This window comes from Amycolatopsis sp. NPDC049691 (assembly GCF_040675005.1).
In the GTDB taxonomy this organism is placed as follows: Bacteria; Actinomycetota; Actinomycetes; order Mycobacteriales; family Pseudonocardiaceae; genus Amycolatopsis.
Genome location: NZ_JBFANX010000034.1, coordinates 15,984 through 35,524 on the forward strand (window position 1 = coordinate 15,984; position 19,541 = coordinate 35,524).

Below are 19,541 nucleotides of genomic sequence, written 5' to 3' on the forward strand. Positions count from 1 at the left end.
TACCGCACATCGAATTCACCACTGTTTAGTTCGGGGAGGCGCGGTGACCGACGTGTGGTTCGCCGGCGGCGTGGTCGCGGACGGCTCGGGTGCCGACCCGGCCGCGGCCGACGTGTGCGTGCGCGACGGCACCATCACCGCGCTCGGCCGGGCGCCGGCGGGCGCGACGACGGTCGACCTCGACGGCATGCTCCTGACCCCGGGACTGATCGACGCGCACGTCCACTTGGGACTGTCGAGCCCGGTCCGGGCGCAGTTCGGGTTCCAGCTCTCGGCCGCCGAACTCGCGGCCGACATCTTCGCCACCGCGGGACACGCCCTCGACGCGGGGTTCACGACGGTGCGCGACACCGGCGGCATCGACGCCGGCGTCGTCGACGTCATCGCGAGCGGCAAGGTGCGGGGACCGCGGGTCCTGTCCTGCGGTCCCGTGCAGTGCCAGACCGGCGGGCACGGCTACTACGGGGCTGCGTGGGAACCGACGGAGCTGTGGAACAGCCACCACATCCCCGGGCTCTGCGCCCTGTCGCTGATGTCGGCCAACGCCGACGAGCTGCGGCGCAACGTCCGCGAGTCGTTCCGCCGCGGTGCGACGTTCCTCAAGCTGTGCGTCACCGGCGGGGTCGTCGGGGGACACGACCGCCTGGCCGACACCCAGTTCACGACCGAAGAGATCGCCGTGGCGGTGGAAGAAGCGGCCGCGCGGGGCACGTACGTCACGGTGCACGCGCACAACAACGCGGGCATCCGCAACGCGGTACGGGCCGGCGTCCGGTGCGTCGAGCACGGCACCGGCATCGACGAGCCGACGGCCCGGCTGATGCGGGAGCACGACGTGGCGCTGGTACCGACCTTCGCCGTGGTCGAGCAGCTGAGCGACACCGAGAGCATGGACCTGGACCCGGCGGCGCGGGACCGCGCCGCCGGGGTCCGCCGGCGCATGGCCTCGGCTCTCGAAGTCTCCCGGGCCGTGGGGCTGCGAATCGGCCTGGGCTCGGACCTCATCGGGCCGCACCAGCGGCGCCGGGGCGAGGAGCTGCGCCTGCGCGCCGAGCTGGAGTCACCCATGCAGGCGCTCGTGTCGGCGACCAGCGTCAACGCCGACATCCTCGGGTTGGGCGGCAGCGTCGGGCTGGTCCGCGTCGGCATGCGGGCCGATCTGGTTGCCTGGCAACGGGATCCGCTGCAAGACGCGAAGGTGTTCGCAGCTCCGGAGCTGGCCGCTCTCGTCGTGAAGGACGGCCGCGTGGTGAAAGGGAAGACTCGATGAGCGCACTGCTGCACGGCTGCTTCGCGGACACGGAGTACTTCGAACTCACGGCGCGATCAGGACACCGCTACGGCGTCTGGGTCACCACACCTCCCGGCTACGCGGACTCCAGCGACCCGCTGCCGCTGATCTACGTGCTGGACGGCAACTGGACGGTCGGCCTCACCGCGCCGCTCATCGTCACCCAGGCGGACCCGTACCTGACGATCGCGCCGTACATCCAGGTGACCGTCGGCTACGCCGGTGCGGAGGCCGCGGACTGGACACGGCTCCGCAACCGCGATCTGGTGCCACCGGGCGAACCCGTCGGCGAGGAGATGGTGGCGGTCCTGGCGGCGGCGCGCGACGCGGGTTCGATGACCCAGGAGCACATGGACGCCTACCTCGCCGAGCTGGCGGACACCCACGCGGACGTCTTCCTCGGCTTCCTGACCGACGAGCTCCACCCGCACCTGCGGTCGCGGCTGCGGGTCAGCGACTCCGGGCACGGCCTGTTCGGTTACTCCTACGGAGGTCTTTTCACCCTCTACGCGTGGCTGCGCGAGGCGGCTCCGTTCGCGACCTTCGGTGCGGGCAGTCCGGGTGTCGTGGTGGCGGACAGCCGGATCTTCGGCTTGGTCGACGCCCTGCCGGCGGCCGGCTTGGGTGCGCGCCGGCTGCACGTGACGTTGAACGAGGCCGAGTTGCTGGGTGCCGTCCCGCTCTATCGGGGCGTGGCCCGCAACGCCCTTGCGGTGGTGGAGCAGTTGCACGGCAAGGGTCGGGCGGGGGACGTCTCGAGTGCGATGTTGCGCGAGACGCACCTCACCGGGTTGCAGGCGTCGTTTCTGAGCTACTTGAAGACGTGCCATTCGCGGTGACCGGGGTCGGGTGGCCGGCTGCTCTGTTCGTACCGTTGACGGATCGACGTCTTGACGGCGGCCTGCCGTTCGTCGATAGTGATAACCCAATCCGAACGCCCGAGCACGAACGAACCGGCCAGAACTGTTAGCGCTAACATCAAGCCCGATGAACTCCGACGACGGGGGGCATCGGCGCTATTCGACGCACCGAAAACACGGCCGGGCGGCGCGTTTGTTTCCGTATCGATGAACAAAGGAGTTCATGGTGCCTGCGCTGCAACCCTTTCGCCGATGGCTGACCGCGGCCGCCTCCGTGGTGGCGCTCGTCTCCGCCGGTCTCGTCGCCTCCGGCGGCGCCTCGCAAGCCGCCGCGCAGGGGCCCTGCGACATCTACGCCTCGGGCGGCACCCCGTGCGTCGCCGCGCACAGCACCACCCGTGCCCTGTACGCCGCCTACAACGGCCCGCTCTACCAGGTCCAGCGCGCCTCCGACGGTGCTACCAGGGACATCGGCGTGCTGAGCGCCGGCGGCTACGCCAACGCCGCCACGCAGGACTCCTTCTGCGCCAACACCAGCTGCGTCATCACCGTCATCTATGACGAATCGGGCAAAGGCAACCACCTCACCCGGGCGCTGCGGGGCTACTGGCCCGGACCGGCGGCCGGCGGGAACGACAACCTCGCCAACGCCTTCGAGGCGCCGGTCACCGTCGCGGGGCACAAGGCGTACGGCGTCTACGTGGCTCCCGGTACCGGCTACCGCAACAACCACACCTCGGGCATCGCCACCGGCGACCAACCGGAAGGGATGTACGCGGTCCTCGACGGCACGCACTACAACGGCGGCTGCTGCTTCGACTACGGGAACGCCGAAACCACCGGCAACGACGACGGCAACGGCACCATGGAAGCCGTCTACTTCGGCAACAACAAGGGCTGGGGCTACGGCGCCGGACCCGGCCCGTGGGTCATGGCCGACCTGGAGAACGGCTTGTTCTCCGGCGTGAACCAGCACTACAACGCGGGCGACCCGACCGTCGCCAACCGGTTCCAGACCGCCGTGGTCAAGGGCGGCCCGAACCAGTGGGCCATCCGCGGCGGCGACGCCCGGGCGGGCGGTCTGTCCACTTACTACAGTGGCGTCCGGCCGAACGTCTCCGGCTACAACCCGATGAAGAAGCAGGGCGCGATCATCCTCGGCATCGGCGGCGACAACAGCAACGGCGCCACCGGAACCTTCTACGAAGGTGTCATGACGTCCGGTTATCCCTCGGACGCGACGGAGAACGCGGTCCAGGCCAACATCGGCGCGGCCGGCTACAGCGACGCCCCGACCGGCAGCGGGACCCTCACCCCGGGCGCCCGGGTCTCCCTGCAGGCCACCACCGCGTGCTGCACCTCCGACTACCTGCGCCACAACGACGCCGACAACAAGGTCGTCATCTCCGCCGTCGATTCCGCCAGTTCGGCCACCACCAAGGCCGACGCGACCTGGATCGTCCGGGCCGGGCTGGCCAACAGCTCCTGCCTGACGTTCGAGTCCGCCAACGCACGCGGCCGCTACTTGCGCCACTACGCCTTCCGGCTGCAGCTGGACATCGACGACGGCGGCAGCACGTTCGCGCAGGACGCGACGTTCTGCCCCACCGCGGGCAACAGCGGCACCGGCCGCTCGTTCCAGTCCGTCAACTACCCGGCGAAGTACATCCGCCACTACGGCTACGCCGGCTACCTGGCCGGCAACGGCGGCACGAACGCCTGGGACGCCACCACGTCGTGGGCCCAGGACACCAGCTGGCTCACGGCGACTCCGTGGAGCTGACGAAGTGACTCTTCCGACCACGTCCCCGCTGAACGGAGAACTTCGGTGACCGCTTCCTACACCCGGCGGCAGTGGCTGCGCGCCGTCGGTGCCACCGCTCTCGCTTCCACCGCCGGACCGGCCCTCGGCGGAGTGTTCGCCGACGCCGCAACCGGTCCGGCGCCGCTGGCGGCCGGCGTGGCCGCCTCGCCGTTCGCCCTCGGCCAGGTACGGCTCACCGCGAGCCGGTGGCTGGACAACCAGAACCGGACGCAGAACTACCTGCGGTTCGTCGACGCCGACCGGCTGCTCTACGTCTTCCGGGCCAACCACCGGCTCTCCACCAACGGTGCCGCGAGCAACGGGGGCTGGGACGCGCCGGACTTCCCGTTCCGCAGCCACGTGCAGGGCCACTTCCTGACGGCGTGGGCGCAGCTGTGGGCGGTCGCCGGTGGCACCACCTGCCGGGACAAGGCCACCTACCTGGTCGCCGAGCTGGCCAAGTGCCAAGCCAACAACACCGCGGCCGGGTTCGCCGCCGGGTACCTGTCCGGCTTTCCCGAAGCCGACTTCGACAACCTCGAGGCCGGCCGCCTGTCGAACGGCAACGTGCCCTACTACTGCGTCCACAAGACCATGGCCGGCCTGCTCGACGTGTGGCGGTACGTCGGCAGTACCCAGGCCCGCGACGTGCTGCTGAACCTGGCGGCGTGGGTCGACCGGCGGACCGGCCGGCTCGGCTACAGCCAGATGCAGTCGGTGCTGGGCACCGAGTTCGGCGGCATGAACGCCGTGCTGACCGACCTCGCCCAGGAGACCGGCGACACGCGGTGGCTGGCCGTCGCCCAGCGGTTCGACCACGCCGCCGTGTTCGACCCGCTGGCGGCCGGGCGCGACCAGCTCAACGGGTTGCACGCCAACACCCAGGTCCCGAAGTGGATCGGTGCCGCGCGGGAGTACCAGGCCACGGGCACGACCCGCTACCGGGACATCGCCACCAACGCCTGGAACATCACCGTCGGCGCGCACACCTACGCCATCGGCGGCAACAGCCAGGCCGAGCACTTCCGCGCCCCCAACGCCATCGCCGCGTACCTGAACCAGGACACGTGCGAAAGCTGCAACACCTACAACATGCTCAAGCTGACCCGGGAACTGATCACGCTCTACCCGGACCGCGCCGACCTCGCCGACTACTACGAGCGGGCGCTGCTCAACCAGATGATCGGCCAGCAGAACCCGGCCGACAGCCACGGGCACGTCACCTACTTCAGCTCGCTCAACCCCGGCGGCCGCCGCGGCCTCGGCCCGGCGTGGGGCGGCGGCACGTGGAGCACCGACTACGGCTCGTTCTGGTGCTGCCAGGGCACCGGGCTGGAGACCCAGACCAAGCTCGCCGATTCGATCTACTTCCGCACCGGCACGACGCTGATCGTCAACCAGTTCCTGCCTTCGGTGCTCACCTGGACCGAGCGCGGCATCACCGTCACCCAGACGACGTCCTTCCCGGCCGGCGACACGACCACGCTGCAGGTCACCGGGAACGTCGGCGGGACGTGGGACGTGCGCATCCGCATCCCGAGCTGGACGAGCGGGGCGACCATCGCCGTCAACGGCGTGGCCCAGAACATCGCCACCACCCCCGGCAGCTACGCCACCGTGACCCGCGCGTGGGCCACCGGCGACACCGTCACCGTCCGGCTGCCGATGAAGGTCGTCCTGCGGCCGGCCAACGACAACGCGAACGTCGCGGCGGTCACCTACGGGCCGGTCGTCCTGGCCGGCAACTACGGGAACAGCACGCTGACCGGGCTGCCCACGCTCGACCCGAGTTCGATCACCCGGACCAGCAGCAGCACGTTGTCCTTCAGCGCCAAGGCGAACGGCGCGACGGTGGGCCTGGTGCCGTTCTACGACGCACAGGGCTTCAACTACACGGCGTACTGGAACACCGGCGGGCCGGCGTACCACCTGGTCAACGCGGGAAGCGGGCTGCTGCTGGGGATCGAGAACATGTCGACCGCCGACGGCGGCCGCGCGCTGCAGTGGACCGACAACGGCACCGCGGACCACAACTGGGAGATGATCACCGACGGTACGGCGGTCCGGTTCCGCAACGCCAACAGCGGCAAGGTCCTCGGCGTCCAGGACATGTCCACAACGGACGGCGCGCAGGTCCTGCAGTGGTCGGACAACGGCACGGCCGACCACCGCTGGACGGTCGTCGACCAGGGTGACGGAACGGCGAAGATCCGCAACGTCAACAGCGGCAAGCTGCTGACCGTGGCGAACGGCTCGACCGCGGCCGGTGCGTTCGCGGTCCAGGGCCCCGACAACGGTGCCGCCGCCAACCGGTGGCGCATCGTCCGCACCGGCTGAGGGCGGGGACCGATCTCGGTGCCGGGCCGCCGCACCGAGATCGGTCGCCGCCGCATCCGGGCGTGAACCGCGGTCAAGCGGGACGCGCCACCGCGGATCCAGCCGGGTAGTACTTGCGCAGATCGGAATTCGTCATCCGGTCGAGCACCCGGTCGGGGAGGAAGCGGGCGGCGCGGATGAGAAAGGCCGTCATGGCGCCGATGGTGTAGCGCGTTCGTGGCCTGCGGTCGGTCGCCGCTTTGGCGATCGTCCGAGCGGCGATGTCGGCGGTCACGCCGGCTTCGGTGAACGCGGCGACGTGGGCGGGCAGCGCCTGCGTCAAGGCGCCGTAACGCGTGGTCTGCTCCGGGGTCATCCGGGCGCTGAGGCGGCTCAGGCTCGTCAAGCCGAGGCCGGCCATTTCGGTCTTGACCCCGCCCGGTTCCACGACCACCACCCGCACGCCGTGGGGAGCCAGTTCGTTGCGCAGGGCGTCGCTCACCGCTTCCAGGGCGAACTTGCTGCTCGCGTACGCGCCGTAGCCGGCCATGGAGACCTTGCCGTTCAGCGAGCTGATGTTGACGATGCGGCCTTTGCTGCGCACCAGCGCGGGGAGCAGGGCCTGGGTGAGCGCGACGTGGCCGAAGACGTTCACCTCGAACAGCCGCCGCCATTCGTCGAGAGCCACCACCTCGACCGGACCGGCGCAGGGGAGGCCGGCGTTGTTGACCAGTGCTCGCAACGCCCGCTGCCGCGGGTCGCCGTCGATGCGTGCCACCAGCGCCGCGATGTGGCTCTGGTTGGTGATGTCGAGGATGACCGGCTCGATGCCGTCGGCGAGGAGGGCCTTGCCATCGGCTTCGCGGCGCACGCCGGCGAGGACGTGGAAGCCGCGGCGGGCCAGTTCCCGCGCGGTGGCCGCGCCCATCCCGGTCGATGCCCCGGTCACGACGACGAGTTCCGGACTTTCGGATGACTTTGTCACCTCAACGAGCCTGCCGCGTTGAGGTGACATTGTCAACTGTCTCGGATGACTGTGTCATCGCTGCTTCGCTACGATCTGGGGATGACCAGCCGCGCCGCCTCCGCCGCCGCTACCCGCCGGGCCCTGCTCGACGCCGCGGCCGACCTGCTCGACCGCGGTGGCCTCGAAGCGGTGACGCTCCGCGCGGTCGGCGCGCAGGCCGGCGTCACCCGAGGGGCGCCCTATCGCCACTTCCCGGACAAGGAGAGCCTGCTGATCGCGATCGGCGTGCGGGCGTGGGAGCGGCTCGGTGCGCGGATGGCGGCGCTGCGCGCGGATCGGGGCTTGTCCGCCGGGGAGAAGCTGCGCACCGGGATCATCGCGCTCATCGGCATCGGCCGCTCCCAGCCGCACCTCTACAAGCTGATGTTCGGCAATCCGCCGGGCGACCCGACGGCGCTGGCCCGTGCGGCCGAGCACAGCCAGACCGAGTTCCTCGCGATCGTCGCCGACCTCGTCGGCGAGCGGGACGCCCAGCGGTACGGCGCCCTGCTGATCAGCACGGCGAACGGGATCGCCGGCATGGAGGTGGGCGGCCAGCTGCCCAACGAGAAGTGGGGCACCGTCACCGCCGAAGAGCTCGTCGACACGCTGGTCGCCATGATCGCCGGCGAGGCTGTGCCGAAGTAGCGGCCGGAGCCCACTTGTCCGTGCGGGCGACCCGGGAAGTGCCGTCCTTCACCGGCGGCGCGCGTCGTCCAGGCGGCGGGCTTCGGCTGCCTGCTCGAACGGCGTGTCGCCCGCCGGGTGGCGGTCGCCGAGGCCGGCGAACAACTCGGCGACCTTGACGGAGTCGTGGTGTGAGGCGAACTCGGCCAGTGCGGGGTCCGTCGCGGCCAGCACCTGGCGGAACCGGAGCTCCGCGAGCGGGCCGAGCCGGTCGTAGATCTGGAGGAACACCTTCTGGGCCCGGTCGCGCGCCCAGTCGGCGGGCAGCAGGTCCGCGGGCAGGTCGGGGTCGGTCTCCGGGAACCGGCGCCAGTCCACGCGCAGCTCGGTGCGGGTGCGCAGCGCCTGCGCCGGGCTGATCAGGCCGGCGTCCAGGCCGGTGAGCACCTGCTCGTAGCGCTCGACGAACTGCTCGTACTCCCGGGCCAGCGGGTCGAGGTCGAACGCCGTGACCGCCGCGGCCGGGCCGGGGACCTCGGTGGCGCGGAAGACCGTCGCGCTGCGGAGGCCGAGCTCGTCGAGGGCCGCGAGCGCCGGGCCGGTGAGGTCGTGCGGGCTGATCCACACGCCGTCGTAGAGCGCCGCGAACCGCAGGACCCGCAACCGCGACCGCAGCGCGGTGCGCAGCCCGCGATCCTGCTCCGGCACCGAAAAGGTCACCACCGTCCACTGCCCGTCCCACTCGGGCGCGGTCGTGCCGAAGGTCAACATCCGGTGCGTGCGCTCGATGATCACCTCGGACGTGCGGGCGGGGATGCCGTACGCCGTCGTCCGCCCGTTGCGCGACACGGTGAGCAGGCCGCGGGCGGCCAGCCGGCGGATGGCCGCCCGCGCGCTCGCCGGGCTGATGTCGAACTCGCCGAGCAGTTCGACCAGCGCGGCCGAGGGGATGTGTTCGTCGCGCCAGTACCAGAAGTCGCCGAGCAGGGACGTCAGCAGCAGCTGCGGTTCGGCTCCCTGTTGGGCGCGGGGAAGCGGGCCCGAGGGTGTCGCCGTCATCGCGCGCCCACTGCGGGTGTCCATGGTCTCCATGGTGTCAGTGCGGTCCGGCCGTCCGCATCGAGGGGTTGAATCACGCGACACATCATGCGACGATCGGCATCCACTTAGCAACCTATCGCCTTCCGCAGGAAGTAATCGACATGGGTTCCTCACTTCGTCAATGGCGTCGAAGCACGCTCGCCGCGGTCGCCGCGGGACTCGCGCTGGCCGGGTGCACGGTCGACGACGGCGCCGCTTCCGCCCCCACGGCCGCGGCTCTCACGACCGACCAGGCCCTGCACGACCAGCTGCCGCAGGCGGTCAAGGATTCGGGTGTCCTCCGGTTCGCCGGGGACTCGCACCCGCCGTACCGCACCGTCGGCCCGGACGGCAGGACCGTCACCGGCATCGACCACGACTTCCAGCAGGCGCTCGGCCAGCTTCTGGGCGTGCGCACGGAGACCACCATCGTCAGCGGGCTGCCTGCCGCGCTGCAGGGCATGCTCAGCGGCCGCTACGACGCCTTCAACGGGCCGGTCAAGGCCACCGCCGAGCGCGAGAAGCAGTTCGACACCGTCACGTGGATGACGACCCGCACCTCCTACGTGATCCCGGAAGGTTCCGCCGCCGGGATCAAGCAGGCGGACGACCTGTGCGGCAAGCGCGTCGCGGTGGTCACCGCCAGCGTCGTCGAAGAGCAGCTCGCCAAGCTGTCCGCGTTCTGCGAAAAGCAGCAGCGCCCGGCGGTGCAGGTGGTCGGGCTCGACGACACGAACGCCACCCTGCTGGCCGCCAAGTCCGGCCGAGCCGAGGCCGCCGGCATGACCCAGGCCGCCGCGATCGACGTGACCACCCAGCAGAAGGGGCAGTACGGATACGTGACGCAGACCGAGGAACAGGGCGCCACGAAGGACAACCTCGCGCTCTACACCCCGAAGGCCGGCAAGCTCGGGCCCGTCCTGCAGAAGGCGTTCGAGGAGCTGTTCCGCAACGGCACCTACGCGCGGATCATGAAGCAGTGGGGTCTGCAGGACGTCACGGTCCCGGCGCCCGTCTTCGACGCGGCGTCCGCGAAATGACCGCCGTGTCCACTGTGGAGGAACCGGCGGCGGTCCACGAGGACGTCGCCCGCGCCCGCGGCCGGTTCCGCCCGCTGCGCTGGTTGTTCGTGCTCGTGCTGGTGCTGCTGGCCGCGCAGCTGGTCGTCTTCCTGGTCGGCAACTCCCGGTTCCAGTGGGACGTCGTCGCGAAGTACCTGTTCGAAAAGAGCGTCCTGGCCGGCCTGGGCACCACGGTGCTGCTCGCGGTCGCGGCGATGGTGCTCGGGTCGCTCGCCGGCGGGGTGGTCGCGGCGATGCAGCTGAGCGGGTTCGGGCCCGCCCGGTGGGTGGCGACGCTGTGGGTGGGCCTGTTCCGCGGGATCCCGCCGCTGGTGCAGCTGATCTTCTGGTTCAACCTCGCCTACCTGCTGCCGAAGCTCTCGCTCGGCATCCCGTTCGGCCCGATGTTCGGGACGTGGGACGCCAACAGCGTCATCACGCCGCTGACCGCCGCGGTGATCGGCCTGTCGCTCGTGGAATCGGCCTACCTGGCGGAGATCTTCCGCGCCGGGGTGTCGTCGGTCGATCCCGGGCAGCGCGACGCGGCCCGCGCGATGGGCTACCCGCCGGGCCAGACGCTGGTGCGGATCGTGCTGCCGCAGGCGATGCGGGTGATCATCCCGCCCGCGGGCAGCCAGTTCATCAACGTGCTGAAGGGCACCGCGCTCGTGTCGGTCATCGCGATGTCGGACCTGCTGCACTCGGTGCAGGTCATCTACAACCGCACCTACGAGATCGTGCCGATGCTGCTGGTCGCCTGCTTCTGGTACCTCGTCGTGGTCACGGTCCTGACGGCCGGGCAACGCCGGCTGGAACGCCGGTTCTCGCGCGGCCACCGGAGTGCCCGATGAGCGCGCCGGTGCTGCGGATGAGCGACGTCCGCAAGGAGTTCGGCGCGGTGACCGCGCTGGCCGGGGTGAGCCTCGACGTCCACGAAGGCGAGGCGGTCGTGGTGATCGGGCCGTCCGGGTCGGGCAAGTCGACCCTCGTCCGGTGCGCCCACCAGCTCGAACCCATCGACGGCGGCGCGATGTACCTCGACGGCGAGCTGCTGGGGCACCGCCGCTCGCCGGGCGGGCTGCGGCCGCTGACCGAGCGGCGGATCGCCGCCCAGCGGCGCCGGATGAGCATGGTCTTCCAGCAGTTCAACCTGTTCCCGCAGTTCACCGTGCTGCGCAACGTGACCGACGCGGCGATCCGCGTCCACGGCCGTGACCGGTCCACTGTGGAGCGGGAGGCGCGGGACCTGCTCGAGCGCATCGGCCTGGCCGGCCGGGAGGACCACTACCCGCGCCAGCTGTCGGGCGGGCAGCAGCAGCGGGTCGCCATCGCCAGGGCCGTCCTGGTCCGGCCGCGGATCATGCTGTTCGACGAGCCGACCAGCGCCCTCGACCCCGAGCTGGTCGACGAAGTGCTGGCCGTGCTGCGCACCCTCGCCGCGGCGGGCACCACGATGGTGGTGGTCACCCACGAAATGACCTTCGCTCGCGAGGTCGCCGACCGGTGCGTGTTCATGGAGGCGGGCCGGATCGTCGAGGAGGGGCCGCCCGCCGAGCTGTTCACCCGGCCGCGGACCGACCGGCTGCGCGCCTTCCTGTCCCGTCATCTGTCCGAAAAGGAGGGTGTCTCGTGATCACTGTCGGCGCCGTCGGCGACCTCATCCTGGACGAACCCGACCCGGAGTTCTTCCTCGCCCCGGCCGCGCCGGTGCTCAAGGGGATGGACCTGGCGATCGGCCACGTCGAGGTCCCGCACTCGACCACGGCGGTCCAGCAGAGCACCGATGTCCCGGCGCCGCCCGCGGACCCCGCGGCGCTGAAAGCGGTGGCCGAGGCCGGGTTCGACGTGGTCACCCTGGCGGGCAACCACGTCATGGACGCCGGCGACGGGGGACTGGCCGACACCATCGCCTACTCCCGCGCGGCGGGCCTGCTGACCACCGGTGCCGGGCCGGACCTCGCGCAGGCGCGGCGTCCGGCGATCGTCGAACGGGGTGGCCTGCGCATCGGCGTGCTGTCGTACAACTGCGTCGGCCCCCGCGAGTCCTGGGCGACTTCACGCAAACCCGGCTGCGCGTACGTCCACGTGCTGACCCACTACGAGCTGGACCACGCGAGCCCGGGCGGCCCGCCGAAGATCTACACCTTCGCCGACCCGGACAGCCTGGAAGCGATGGCCGACGACGTGCGCGGCCTGCGGGCCGAGGCCGATGTCGTGCTCGTGTCGCTGCACAAGGGCGTCGGCCACACCCCGGTCGAGGTCGCGATGTACGAGAGCCCGGTCGCCCGTGCGGCGGTCGACGCCGGGGCGGACGCGGTGTTCTCCCACCACCCGCACATCATGCGCGGCATCGAAGTCCACAGAGGACGGCCGATCTTCCACGGCCTCGGCAACTTCGCCACCGTCACCCACGCCCTCACCCCGGGGGCGGGCGTGGGCGCCGACGAACTGCGCGCGTGGGCCGAGCGGCGGACGAAGCTGTACGGCTTCGCGCCGGACCCGGACATGCCGTTCTTCCCGTTCCACCCCGAAAGCCGCAACACCGCCATCGCGTTCTGCCGCTTCGACGAAACCGGATTGCGCGAAGCCGGCTTCGTCCCGTGCTGGATCGACGACCGGGGACGTCCGGTGCCGGTCGGCGGGACGCCGGAAGGCGAAGCCGTGACGAAGTACGTCGAGGACATCACCCGCGGGGCCCGGCTCAACGGCCGGTTCACCACCCGCGGCACCGAAGTGCTCGTCGATCTCACCGAAGGGGTTCCCGCATGACCGACCAGCCACTGGCCGGCCGCACCGTCATCGACCTGACCACCGCGCTCGCCGGCCCGTACGCGACGCTGCTGCTCGCCGGGCTGGGGGCCACCGTGATCAAGGTCGAAAACCCCGCCACGGGCGGGGATTCCTCGCGCAACAACGCGCCGTACGTCGGCCGCGACGGGCTGAACCTCGCCCGGCGGCACGACGACGACCTCTCGGTGTCGATGTTGCTGCGCGGCCGCAACAAGCTCAGTGTCACGCTCGACCTGAAGAACCCGCGCTCCCGCGCGGTGTTCACCGACCTCGTCCGCGACGCCGACGTACTGGTCGAGAACTACAGCCCGGGCGTGACGGACCGGCTCGGTATCTCCTACGAGCGCGTCAAGGAGATCAACCCGCGGCTGGTCTACACGTCCATCAGCGGGTTCGGCGCCCAGGGCGGGCCGGGGTCGGGCAAGGCGATGGACTCGATCATCCAGGCGCTGAGCGGCGTGATGATGACCGCCGGCGAGCCGGACGAGGGCCCGGTCCGGTTCGGGCTGCCGATCGGCGACCTGCTGGCCCCGCTGTTCGCCGTGGTCGGCACGGTTTCCGCGCTGCTGCAGGCCGAACACACCGGCGAAGGCCAGCACGTCGACGTCTCGATGCTCGGCGCGCTGACCTCACTGGTCGCCTGCGAGCCCTTCGACGCCTTCGACGCGGTCGGCCTGCCGCAGCGCACCGGGTCGATGGTGCCCCGGCTGGCGCCGTTCGGCATCCTGCCCGCCCTCGACGGTTTCGTCGCCCTCTGCGCGCCGACCGACGCGTTCGCCCACGGCGTCCTGCGCGCGATCGGGCGGCCGGAGCTGGCCGAGGACGACCGTTACCGGACACGGGACCAGCGCGTCCGCGCGGCCGACGAGCTGCACGGGCTCATCCGCGAGTGGTGCCGGGTGCGGCCGCTCGCCGAGATCCTCGCGGCGTTCACCGCCGAAGGCGTCCCCGCGGCCGAGGTCCGCGAACCGCGTGACGCGGTGCGGGACCCGCTGGTACTGGCGCGTGAGGAAGTCGTGCCGCTGCGGCACCCGCGGCACGGGGACGTCGCCGACCTGGCCGGGACCGGCGTGCCGATCCGGTTCTCCGCCGCCCGCGTCGCCCTCGACCGGCCCGCGCCGGGGCTGGGGGAGCACAACGAGCACGTCTACCGCGAACTGCTCGGCTACACCGAAGAGCAGCTGGCGGAGCTGGTGTCGGAGGCGGTGATTTGAGCGCCCCGGTCGTCGGGTACGTCGGCGCGGACGTCCCGGTCGAGCTGATCACCGCGGCGGGCCTGCTGCCGCTGCGGCTGGCGGGGAAGCCGGGCGTGGACCACGCGCTCGGCGACCGCTACCTCGGCGGCGGGGTGGACCCGGTCGCCCGGTCGATCCTGACGCGGATCCTCACCGGCGACTACGGGCCGCTCGAAGCGATCGTGGTCTCTCGCGACTGCGAAGCGTCCTTGCGGCTGTTCTACGCCCTGCGGGAGCTGCACCGGGTCGAGCCGGCGCTGGGCTTGCCGCCGGTCCGCCTGGTCGACGTCCTGCACCTGCCGCACCACACGACCACCCGGTACGTCCACGCGAAGATCGCCCAGCTGCGCGAGTGGCTGGGCCGTTGGCACCCGATCGGCGACGACGACCTCGCCGCGGCCATCACCGCGCACGACACCCTGCGGCGGTCGCTCGGGCGGCTCGCCGGCCTCCGCCGGGCGAACCGGCTGAGCGGCACGCGGTTCCTCGGGATCGTCGCCGAGACCACCAGGCTGCCGGTCACCGACGCCATCGCGCTCGTCGACGGCGTGTCCGCCGGCCCGCGCGAGACCGAAGGCACGCGGCTGTTTCTCACCGGGAGTTCCCACGACGGCCCGGGCGTCTACGAAACGTTGGAGCACAACGGTTTTCTCGTCGTGGGGGAGGACCACGACTGGGGCGAGCTGCTGTTCGCGCGGACCTGCGCGGCCCCGACGGAACTCGCGCTGGCCGAGCGGTACCAGTACAACGGCCCGGCCGCGCCGCGTGCGTCGATCCGGCAGCGCGCCGCCCACACCGCCGCGGCCGCCCGCGCGTGCGGTGCGGAGGTCCTGCTGTCGTACGCCCGGGTCCACGACGACGCGCCGCCGTGGGACTTCCCGGAGCAGCGGGCCGCCACCGGCTTGCGGGCGGTCCTGGCGGAACGCCAGCCGTACGGCGAACTGACCGGCGACGTCCTGGAAGCGCTCCTCCCGATCGGGGTCGCGCGATGACGGAACGGCTGGCGTCCGCGACGACCGCGACCGCCTACCAGCGCGAGTGGTTCGCCGGGGTGCGCGCCGAGGGCGGCCCGCTGGCGCTGGTCAACGCGGACGCGCCGCAGGAGATCTTCCGCGCGATGGGCATCCCGTATGTGGTCAACCAGTGGTGGGCCTCGATCGTCGCGGCGAAACGGCAGACCCAGCGCTACCTCGGCCTGCTGCGCGACCGCGGTTACCCCGACTACGTCGAGCAGTACAGCGCCACCTCGCTGGCGTCGGCGTTCGAGGACGATCCCGCCCAGGCACCGTGGGGCGGGCTGCCGACGCCGTCGATCGTGCTCGGCGAGACCACCGGCGACGCGGCCCGCAAGATCTTCGACGTCTGGGACGCCCAGCCCGGCGTCACCTACTACCCGCTGGAAAGCGCGGCGGAGAACGCCGTCCCGGAGCGGTGGTGGGAGCTGATGCCGCACCGCTGGGAAGAGGCGATCGGCAGCGACCGCCTCGACCTGCTGACCGGCGAGCTGACCGGGCTCATCCGGTTCCTCGAGCAGACCACCGGCCGGGTGTTCTCCGAGACGCGGTTCCGCGAAGTCCTGGACCTGGTCAACGAGCAGCAGGAGTGGAACCGCCGCACCCGCGACCTGATCGCGGCCGCCCGGCCGTGCCCGATCGCCGTCACCGACGGCATCCCGAGCGTCATGGTGCCGCAGTGGCACCGCGGCACCGAATGGGCGCGCGACGCCGCGCGGGCGTTCCACGACGAGGTGCGCGACCGGATCGACGCCGGCGTCGCGGTGTGCCCGGACGAGCGGCTGCGGCTGATGTGGATCGGCCGCGGGCTGTGGTTCGACCTCGGGTTCTACCGGCGGTTCCAGGAGTCGCACGGCGCGGTGTTCGTGTGGTCGATGTACCTGGCGATCGCCGCGGACGGCTACCTGCGGTACGGCGACGACCCGCTGCGCGCGCTGGCCGCCCGCTTCGCCGCCTTCGGCGACCAGCTCTACACCCCGCCGTGGTCGGCGGAGTGGTACGTCAAGGAAGCCCGGCACCACGGCGTGCACGGCGTGGTGCACCTCGTTTCCGACGACGCCCGTGGCAGCTACTTCACCACCCGCGCCCTGCGCGCGGCGGGCATCCCGGTGCTCGAACTGCACGCCGACAACGTGGACGCCCGCACGGGCGGCGACCTGGACGCGCGGATGACCGCGTGGCTCGACGGATTGCTTTGACCGTCCGGAAAGGACCTCGATGAGATCCCCACTTCGCCGACGAAGCCGAAGTGCGCTCCTCGTGACCGCCGCCCTCGGGCTGACCGCCACCGGGTGCACGGTCGGCGCCGATTCCCCCGGCCTGGCCACCGGGACGAACCTCCCGGTGGTGCAGGCGCTGCACGACGCGCTGCCGCGGGCGATCAAGGACGCCGGCGAAATCCGGTTCGCCGGCGACTCCCACCCCCCGTACCGCACGATCGCGCCGGACGGCACGGTCACCGGGATCGACGCCGACTTCCAGGCCGCGATCGGCCAGGTGCTCGGCGTCCGCACCCGGACCGTCGTCGTCGCCGGGCTCCCGGCCGCGCTGCAGGGCATGCAGGCCAACCGGTACGACGCGTTCAACGGCCCGGTCAAGGCGACCGCCGAACGCGAGCGGCAGTTCGACACGATCACCTGGATGACCACCCGCACCGCCTACGTGTTCCCCGCGGACTCGACGGCCGGGATCGCGCGGGTCGAAGACCTCTGCGGCAAGCGCATCGCGGTGGTGACCGCGAGCGTCGTCGAAGAGCAGCTGAACAAGCTGTCGCGGTTCTGCACCGACAGCAAGCGCAAGGCGACGCAGACCGTCGGCCTCGCCGACACGAACGCCACGCTGCTGGCCACCCGCTCGGGCCGCGCGGACGCCGCGGGCATGACCGAGGCCGCGGCGATCGACGTCACGCAGCGGCAGGGCGGGAACAAGTACGTCACCCAGACCGAAGCGCAAGGGGCGACCAAGGACGACCTGGCGTTGTACGCCCCCAAGTCGTCCGGGCTGGGCCCGGTGCTGCAGAAGGTGTTCGAAGAGCTCTTCGAGGACGGCACGTACGTCGGGATCATGTCCCGCTGGGGGCTCAACCAGGTCTCGGTGCCGAAGCCGGTCTTCAACGCGGCCACCCCACGGTGAAAGGACTTTCGATGGCACGAACCTGGCTCAAGCCCGCCCTGGTCGCCGCCGCGACCGCGCTCGTCGCGGTCACCGCCGCGACGGTGCCCGGCTCGTCGGACGCGGACGTCGCGGCCGCCCCGGCGCCGCCCGCGGCCGCGGTGTTCCACCCGGTGGTCCGCGAACCCGGTGCCCGGACGGGGGACTACGCCGCCGAGTACACCGTCTACCGGCCCGCGGACCTGGACCGGGTGCGGGGGCGCCTGCCGGTCGTGGTGTTCGGCAACGGCGCGTGCCGGCACACGAGCAACGACGAGCTGCTCACCCTGGAGACGCTGGTCGCCGCGCACGGGTTCGTCGTGGTCGCCGTCGGCGGGTTCGACGAACCCGCCCTGACCGAGAACGGCAGCCCGGAACCGGCGGTGCTCCTCGACGCGATCACCTGGGCGGAACGGGAGAACGACCGCCGGGACAGCGCGTTGCGGACCAAGCTCGACACCCACCGGATCGGCGTCGCCGGTCACTCCTGCGGCGGCATCGAAGCGCTGGTCGCCGGGGCGGACCCGCGGGTGAAGTCGGTGCTTTCGCTCGACAGCGGGTTCTTCGCCGACGGCACCCTCGGCTACGGCCGGGAGAACCTGCGGAAGCTGCACACCCCGGTCCTGTTCGCCGACGGCGGTCCCGCCGACGTCGCCTACCCCAACAGCGGGGCCAACTACGACCTCGTCACCGTCCCCGCCGTCCGCGTCACCAATCCCGCCGCCGGCCACACCGGGTTCGTCTACGGCCAGCGCGACGGCAACCCCGACCCGAGCGTCCGCGAAGAGGCGGTGCGGGTGCTCGTCGGCTGGTTCGACTTCACCCTCAACGGCAACCGCGCCGCGCGTGCCTACTTCCTCGGCGCGGGCTGCGGTCTGTGCACCACGCCGGGCTGGACCGTCGCCGCCAAGAACTTCTGACAGGAGCGAAGAATGCGTATCAGGATCACCGCACTGGCCGCGGTCGCGGTCCTCTTCACGGGCCTGCCGGCGACCGCGGCGGCGGCCGGCGAGCCGTGTCCGGCGGCGGCCTGCGTTGACGGGCAACTGGCCGACGGCACGCCGTACGCGTTCGCCAAACCGTCCGGGTGGAACGGTGCCGTGCTGGTGGACCTCGACTTCGCGGCGGGCGGGCTGACGAGCCCCCTCACCGCGAGCCTGCTGGCGCGCGGCTACGCGGTCGGCGGCACCACGCGCACGGTCACCGGCTGGAACATCGCGCGCGCCATCGACAACCAGGCCGAGGCGCTCGGCCGGTTCGAAGCCCGGTTCGGCCGGGCGCGGTACGCGATCGCCGAGGGCCGTTCGATGGGCGGCATGGTCGCCGCCGGGGTCGCGCAAGTGCACCCGGACCGCTTCGCCGCGGCCGTCCCGATGTGCGGCGGCCTGGGCGGCGCGGTGGGGCAGTGGAACCAGAAGCTGGACACCGTGTTCACGCTCAAGACGTTGCTGTTGCGCGACACCACCCTGCCGGTGACCGGCATCCCCGCCGACGTCCCCGGCCTCCAGCAGCAGTGGGTTTCGGCGATGACGGCGGCGCAGTCCACCGCCGCGGGCCGGGCGCGGACCGCGCTCGCGGCGGCGATCGGCCAGGTGCCGGGCTGGGGCTTGGCCGCCGACGGCACGACGACCCCGGTCCCCGACGGCCGCGACGCCGACGGCATCGAGCGCGGAATGTTCCTGGCGCTCGCGGGCGGCCCGCTGCCGTACCTCGGGCAGGCGGTCAGCAGCCGCCGCGCGATCGAGCAGCTGGCGGGCGGGAACCCGTCGTGGAACACCGGGGTCGACTACGCGCGCCAGCTCGCGCTGGCCGCGCCGGAGCAGCAGAACGCCGTCCGCCGGCTGTACGCGCGGGCCGGGCTCGACCTGAGCGCCGACCTCGGCAGGCTCGCCGCGGAGCGGCGCGTGTCCGCCGATCCCGCCGCCGTCCGCTACCTCGCGCGGGGCATCGTGTTCACCGGCAGCTTGCGGATCCCGGTGCTCACGGTCAACGGCACCGGCGACCAGATCTCGACGGTCGCCCAGCAGCAGTCGTACGGAACGTTGGTCGACCGCGCGGGGAACGGTTCGCTGCTCCGGCAGACGTACGTACAGACGGCAGGGCACTGCACGTACACAACGGGCGAACAGCAGGCGGCGATCGACCGGATGCTGACCCGCCTGCGGACCGGCCACTGGCCGGACACCGCACCCCGCACGATGAACGGGCTGGCGATGGCCGCGGACGGCGTGCCGGGACGTTACCTGCCTTACATGCCGCCGCGGTTCAACCGGATGTACCCCGCGGTCGGCGGGTGAGCGACCCCGC

At 71.7% G+C, this 19,541-nt stretch carries 17 protein-coding genes; 15 read left to right on the forward strand and 2 right to left on the reverse strand.

Going from position 1 to position 19,541, the window contains the following annotated elements:
- Positions 1 to 43: 43 nt before the first annotated feature.
- The 4 genes from AB0J40_RS44550 to AB0J40_RS44565 all read left to right on the forward strand — a co-directional run bounded on the left by AB0J40_RS44550 (position 44) and on the right by AB0J40_RS44565 (position 6,292).
- On the forward strand, positions 44 to 1,270 hold the full coding sequence (locus AB0J40_RS44550; RefSeq protein ID WP_364466206.1) for an amidohydrolase family protein: 1,227 nt from the start codon (positions 44 to 46) through the stop codon (positions 1,268 to 1,270).
- The gene (locus tag AB0J40_RS44555) at positions 1,267 to 2,130 is read left to right on the forward strand and encodes an alpha/beta hydrolase-fold protein (protein ID WP_364466208.1); all 864 of its coding nucleotides are present in this window, start codon (positions 1,267 to 1,269) and stop codon (positions 2,128 to 2,130) included. Before AB0J40_RS44550 ends, AB0J40_RS44555 begins: the two co-directional genes overlap by 4 nt.
- Before the next feature lie 244 nt (positions 2,131 to 2,374).
- The gene (locus AB0J40_RS44560; RefSeq protein WP_364466210.1) at positions 2,375 to 3,934 is read left to right on the forward strand and encodes an alpha-L-arabinofuranosidase B; all 1,560 of its coding nucleotides are present in this window, start codon (positions 2,375 to 2,377) and stop codon (positions 3,932 to 3,934) included.
- Positions 3,935 to 3,979: 45 nt separating this feature from the next.
- Positions 3,980 to 6,292: a beta-L-arabinofuranosidase domain-containing protein gene (locus AB0J40_RS44565; protein WP_364466212.1), complete on the forward strand. Its 2,313-nt coding sequence runs from the start codon at positions 3,980 to 3,982 to the stop codon at positions 6,290 to 6,292.
- Between the two features lie 73 nt (positions 6,293 to 6,365).
- On the opposite strand, the gene AB0J40_RS44570 is transcribed toward AB0J40_RS44565, so the two are convergent.
- On the reverse strand, positions 6,366 to 7,256 hold the full coding sequence (locus tag AB0J40_RS44570; protein WP_364466214.1) for an SDR family NAD(P)-dependent oxidoreductase: 891 nt from the start codon (positions 7,254 to 7,256) through the stop codon (positions 6,366 to 6,368).
- 81 nt (positions 7,257 to 7,337) lie between these two features.
- Here AB0J40_RS44570 and AB0J40_RS44575 point away from each other — a divergent pair, with 81 nt between their 5' ends.
- On the forward strand, positions 7,338 to 7,925 hold the full coding sequence (locus AB0J40_RS44575; RefSeq protein WP_364466216.1) for a TetR/AcrR family transcriptional regulator: 588 nt from the start codon (positions 7,338 to 7,340) through the stop codon (positions 7,923 to 7,925).
- Between the two features lie 48 nt (positions 7,926 to 7,973).
- Here the strand turns inward: AB0J40_RS44575 and AB0J40_RS44580 are convergent, their stop codons facing one another.
- Positions 7,974 to 8,987, reverse strand: a complete 1,014-nt coding sequence (locus AB0J40_RS44580) for a PaaX family transcriptional regulator C-terminal domain-containing protein (protein ID WP_364466218.1) — start codon at positions 8,985 to 8,987, stop codon at positions 7,974 to 7,976.
- A gap of 119 nt (positions 8,988 to 9,106) precedes the next feature.
- On the opposite strand from AB0J40_RS44580, the gene AB0J40_RS44585 reads away from it, so the two are divergent.
- The 10 genes from AB0J40_RS44585 to AB0J40_RS44630 all read left to right on the forward strand — a co-directional run bounded on the left by AB0J40_RS44585 (position 9,107) and on the right by AB0J40_RS44630 (position 19,531).
- On the forward strand, positions 9,107 to 10,024 hold the full coding sequence (locus AB0J40_RS44585; protein ID WP_364466220.1) for a transporter substrate-binding domain-containing protein: 918 nt from the start codon (positions 9,107 to 9,109) through the stop codon (positions 10,022 to 10,024).
- Positions 10,021 to 10,896: an amino acid ABC transporter permease gene (locus tag AB0J40_RS44590; RefSeq protein WP_364466222.1), complete on the forward strand. Its 876-nt coding sequence runs from the start codon at positions 10,021 to 10,023 to the stop codon at positions 10,894 to 10,896. The genes AB0J40_RS44585 and AB0J40_RS44590 overlap by 4 nt, the downstream gene beginning before the upstream one ends.
- Positions 10,893 to 11,678 (forward strand): amino acid ABC transporter ATP-binding protein, encoded by a 786-nt coding sequence (locus tag AB0J40_RS44595; RefSeq protein WP_364466223.1) that lies wholly within the window; start codon positions 10,893 to 10,895, stop codon positions 11,676 to 11,678. Before AB0J40_RS44590 ends, AB0J40_RS44595 begins: the two co-directional genes overlap by 4 nt.
- Positions 11,675 to 12,814, forward strand: coding sequence for a CapA family protein (locus tag AB0J40_RS44600; RefSeq protein ID WP_364466225.1), 1,140 nt, complete (start codon positions 11,675 to 11,677; stop codon positions 12,812 to 12,814). The genes AB0J40_RS44595 and AB0J40_RS44600 overlap by 4 nt, the downstream gene beginning before the upstream one ends.
- Positions 12,811 to 14,049, forward strand: a complete 1,239-nt coding sequence (locus AB0J40_RS44605) for a CoA transferase (RefSeq protein ID WP_364466227.1) — start codon at positions 12,811 to 12,813, stop codon at positions 14,047 to 14,049. The genes AB0J40_RS44600 and AB0J40_RS44605 overlap by 4 nt, the downstream gene beginning before the upstream one ends.
- Positions 14,046 to 15,062: a 2-hydroxyacyl-CoA dehydratase family protein gene (locus AB0J40_RS44610; RefSeq protein ID WP_364466229.1), complete on the forward strand. Its 1,017-nt coding sequence runs from the start codon at positions 14,046 to 14,048 to the stop codon at positions 15,060 to 15,062. Before AB0J40_RS44605 ends, AB0J40_RS44610 begins: the two co-directional genes overlap by 4 nt.
- Complete coding sequence (locus AB0J40_RS44615; protein WP_364466231.1) at positions 15,059 to 16,282, forward strand: 2-hydroxyacyl-CoA dehydratase family protein; 1,224 nt, start codon at positions 15,059 to 15,061, stop codon at positions 16,280 to 16,282. Before AB0J40_RS44610 ends, AB0J40_RS44615 begins: the two co-directional genes overlap by 4 nt.
- A 61-nt stretch (positions 16,283 to 16,343) precedes the next feature.
- The gene (locus AB0J40_RS44620; RefSeq protein ID WP_364466233.1) at positions 16,344 to 17,216 is read left to right on the forward strand and encodes a transporter substrate-binding domain-containing protein; all 873 of its coding nucleotides are present in this window, start codon (positions 16,344 to 16,346) and stop codon (positions 17,214 to 17,216) included.
- Between the two features lie 11 nt (positions 17,217 to 17,227).
- Complete coding sequence (locus AB0J40_RS44625; protein WP_364466235.1) at positions 17,228 to 18,154, forward strand: hypothetical protein; 927 nt, start codon at positions 17,228 to 17,230, stop codon at positions 18,152 to 18,154.
- Between the two features lie 12 nt (positions 18,155 to 18,166).
- Complete coding sequence (locus AB0J40_RS44630; protein WP_364466237.1) at positions 18,167 to 19,531, forward strand: hypothetical protein; 1,365 nt, start codon at positions 18,167 to 18,169, stop codon at positions 19,529 to 19,531.
- Positions 19,532 to 19,541: the final 10 nt, after the last annotated feature.

Bases quoted from the DNA above. Each gene is read 5' to 3' on its own strand.
- AB0J40_RS44555 (WP_364466208.1), top strand. From the start codon at position 1,267: ATGAGCGCACTGCTGCACGGCTGCTTCGCGGACACGGAGTACTTCGAA.
- AB0J40_RS44560 (WP_364466210.1), top strand. From the start codon at position 2,375: ATGGTGCCTGCGCTGCAACCCTTTCGCCGATGGCTGACCGCGGCCGCC.
- AB0J40_RS44575 (WP_364466216.1), top strand. From the start codon at position 7,338: ATGACCAGCCGCGCCGCCTCCGCCGCCGCTACCCGCCGGGCCCTGCTC.
- AB0J40_RS44580 (WP_364466218.1), bottom strand. From the start codon at position 8,987: ATGGACACCCGCAGTGGGCGCGCGATGACGGCGACACCCTCGGGCCCG.
- AB0J40_RS44585 (WP_364466220.1), top strand. From the start codon at position 9,107: ATGGGTTCCTCACTTCGTCAATGGCGTCGAAGCACGCTCGCCGCGGTC.
- AB0J40_RS44590 (WP_364466222.1), top strand. From the start codon at position 10,021: ATGACCGCCGTGTCCACTGTGGAGGAACCGGCGGCGGTCCACGAGGAC.
- AB0J40_RS44595 (WP_364466223.1), top strand. From the start codon at position 10,893: ATGAGCGCGCCGGTGCTGCGGATGAGCGACGTCCGCAAGGAGTTCGGC.
- AB0J40_RS44605 (WP_364466227.1), top strand. From the start codon at position 12,811: ATGACCGACCAGCCACTGGCCGGCCGCACCGTCATCGACCTGACCACC.
- AB0J40_RS44615 (WP_364466231.1), top strand. From the start codon at position 15,059: ATGACGGAACGGCTGGCGTCCGCGACGACCGCGACCGCCTACCAGCGC.
- AB0J40_RS44625 (WP_364466235.1), top strand. From the start codon at position 17,228: ATGGCACGAACCTGGCTCAAGCCCGCCCTGGTCGCCGCCGCGACCGCG.
- AB0J40_RS44630 (WP_364466237.1), top strand. From the start codon at position 18,167: ATGCGTATCAGGATCACCGCACTGGCCGCGGTCGCGGTCCTCTTCACG.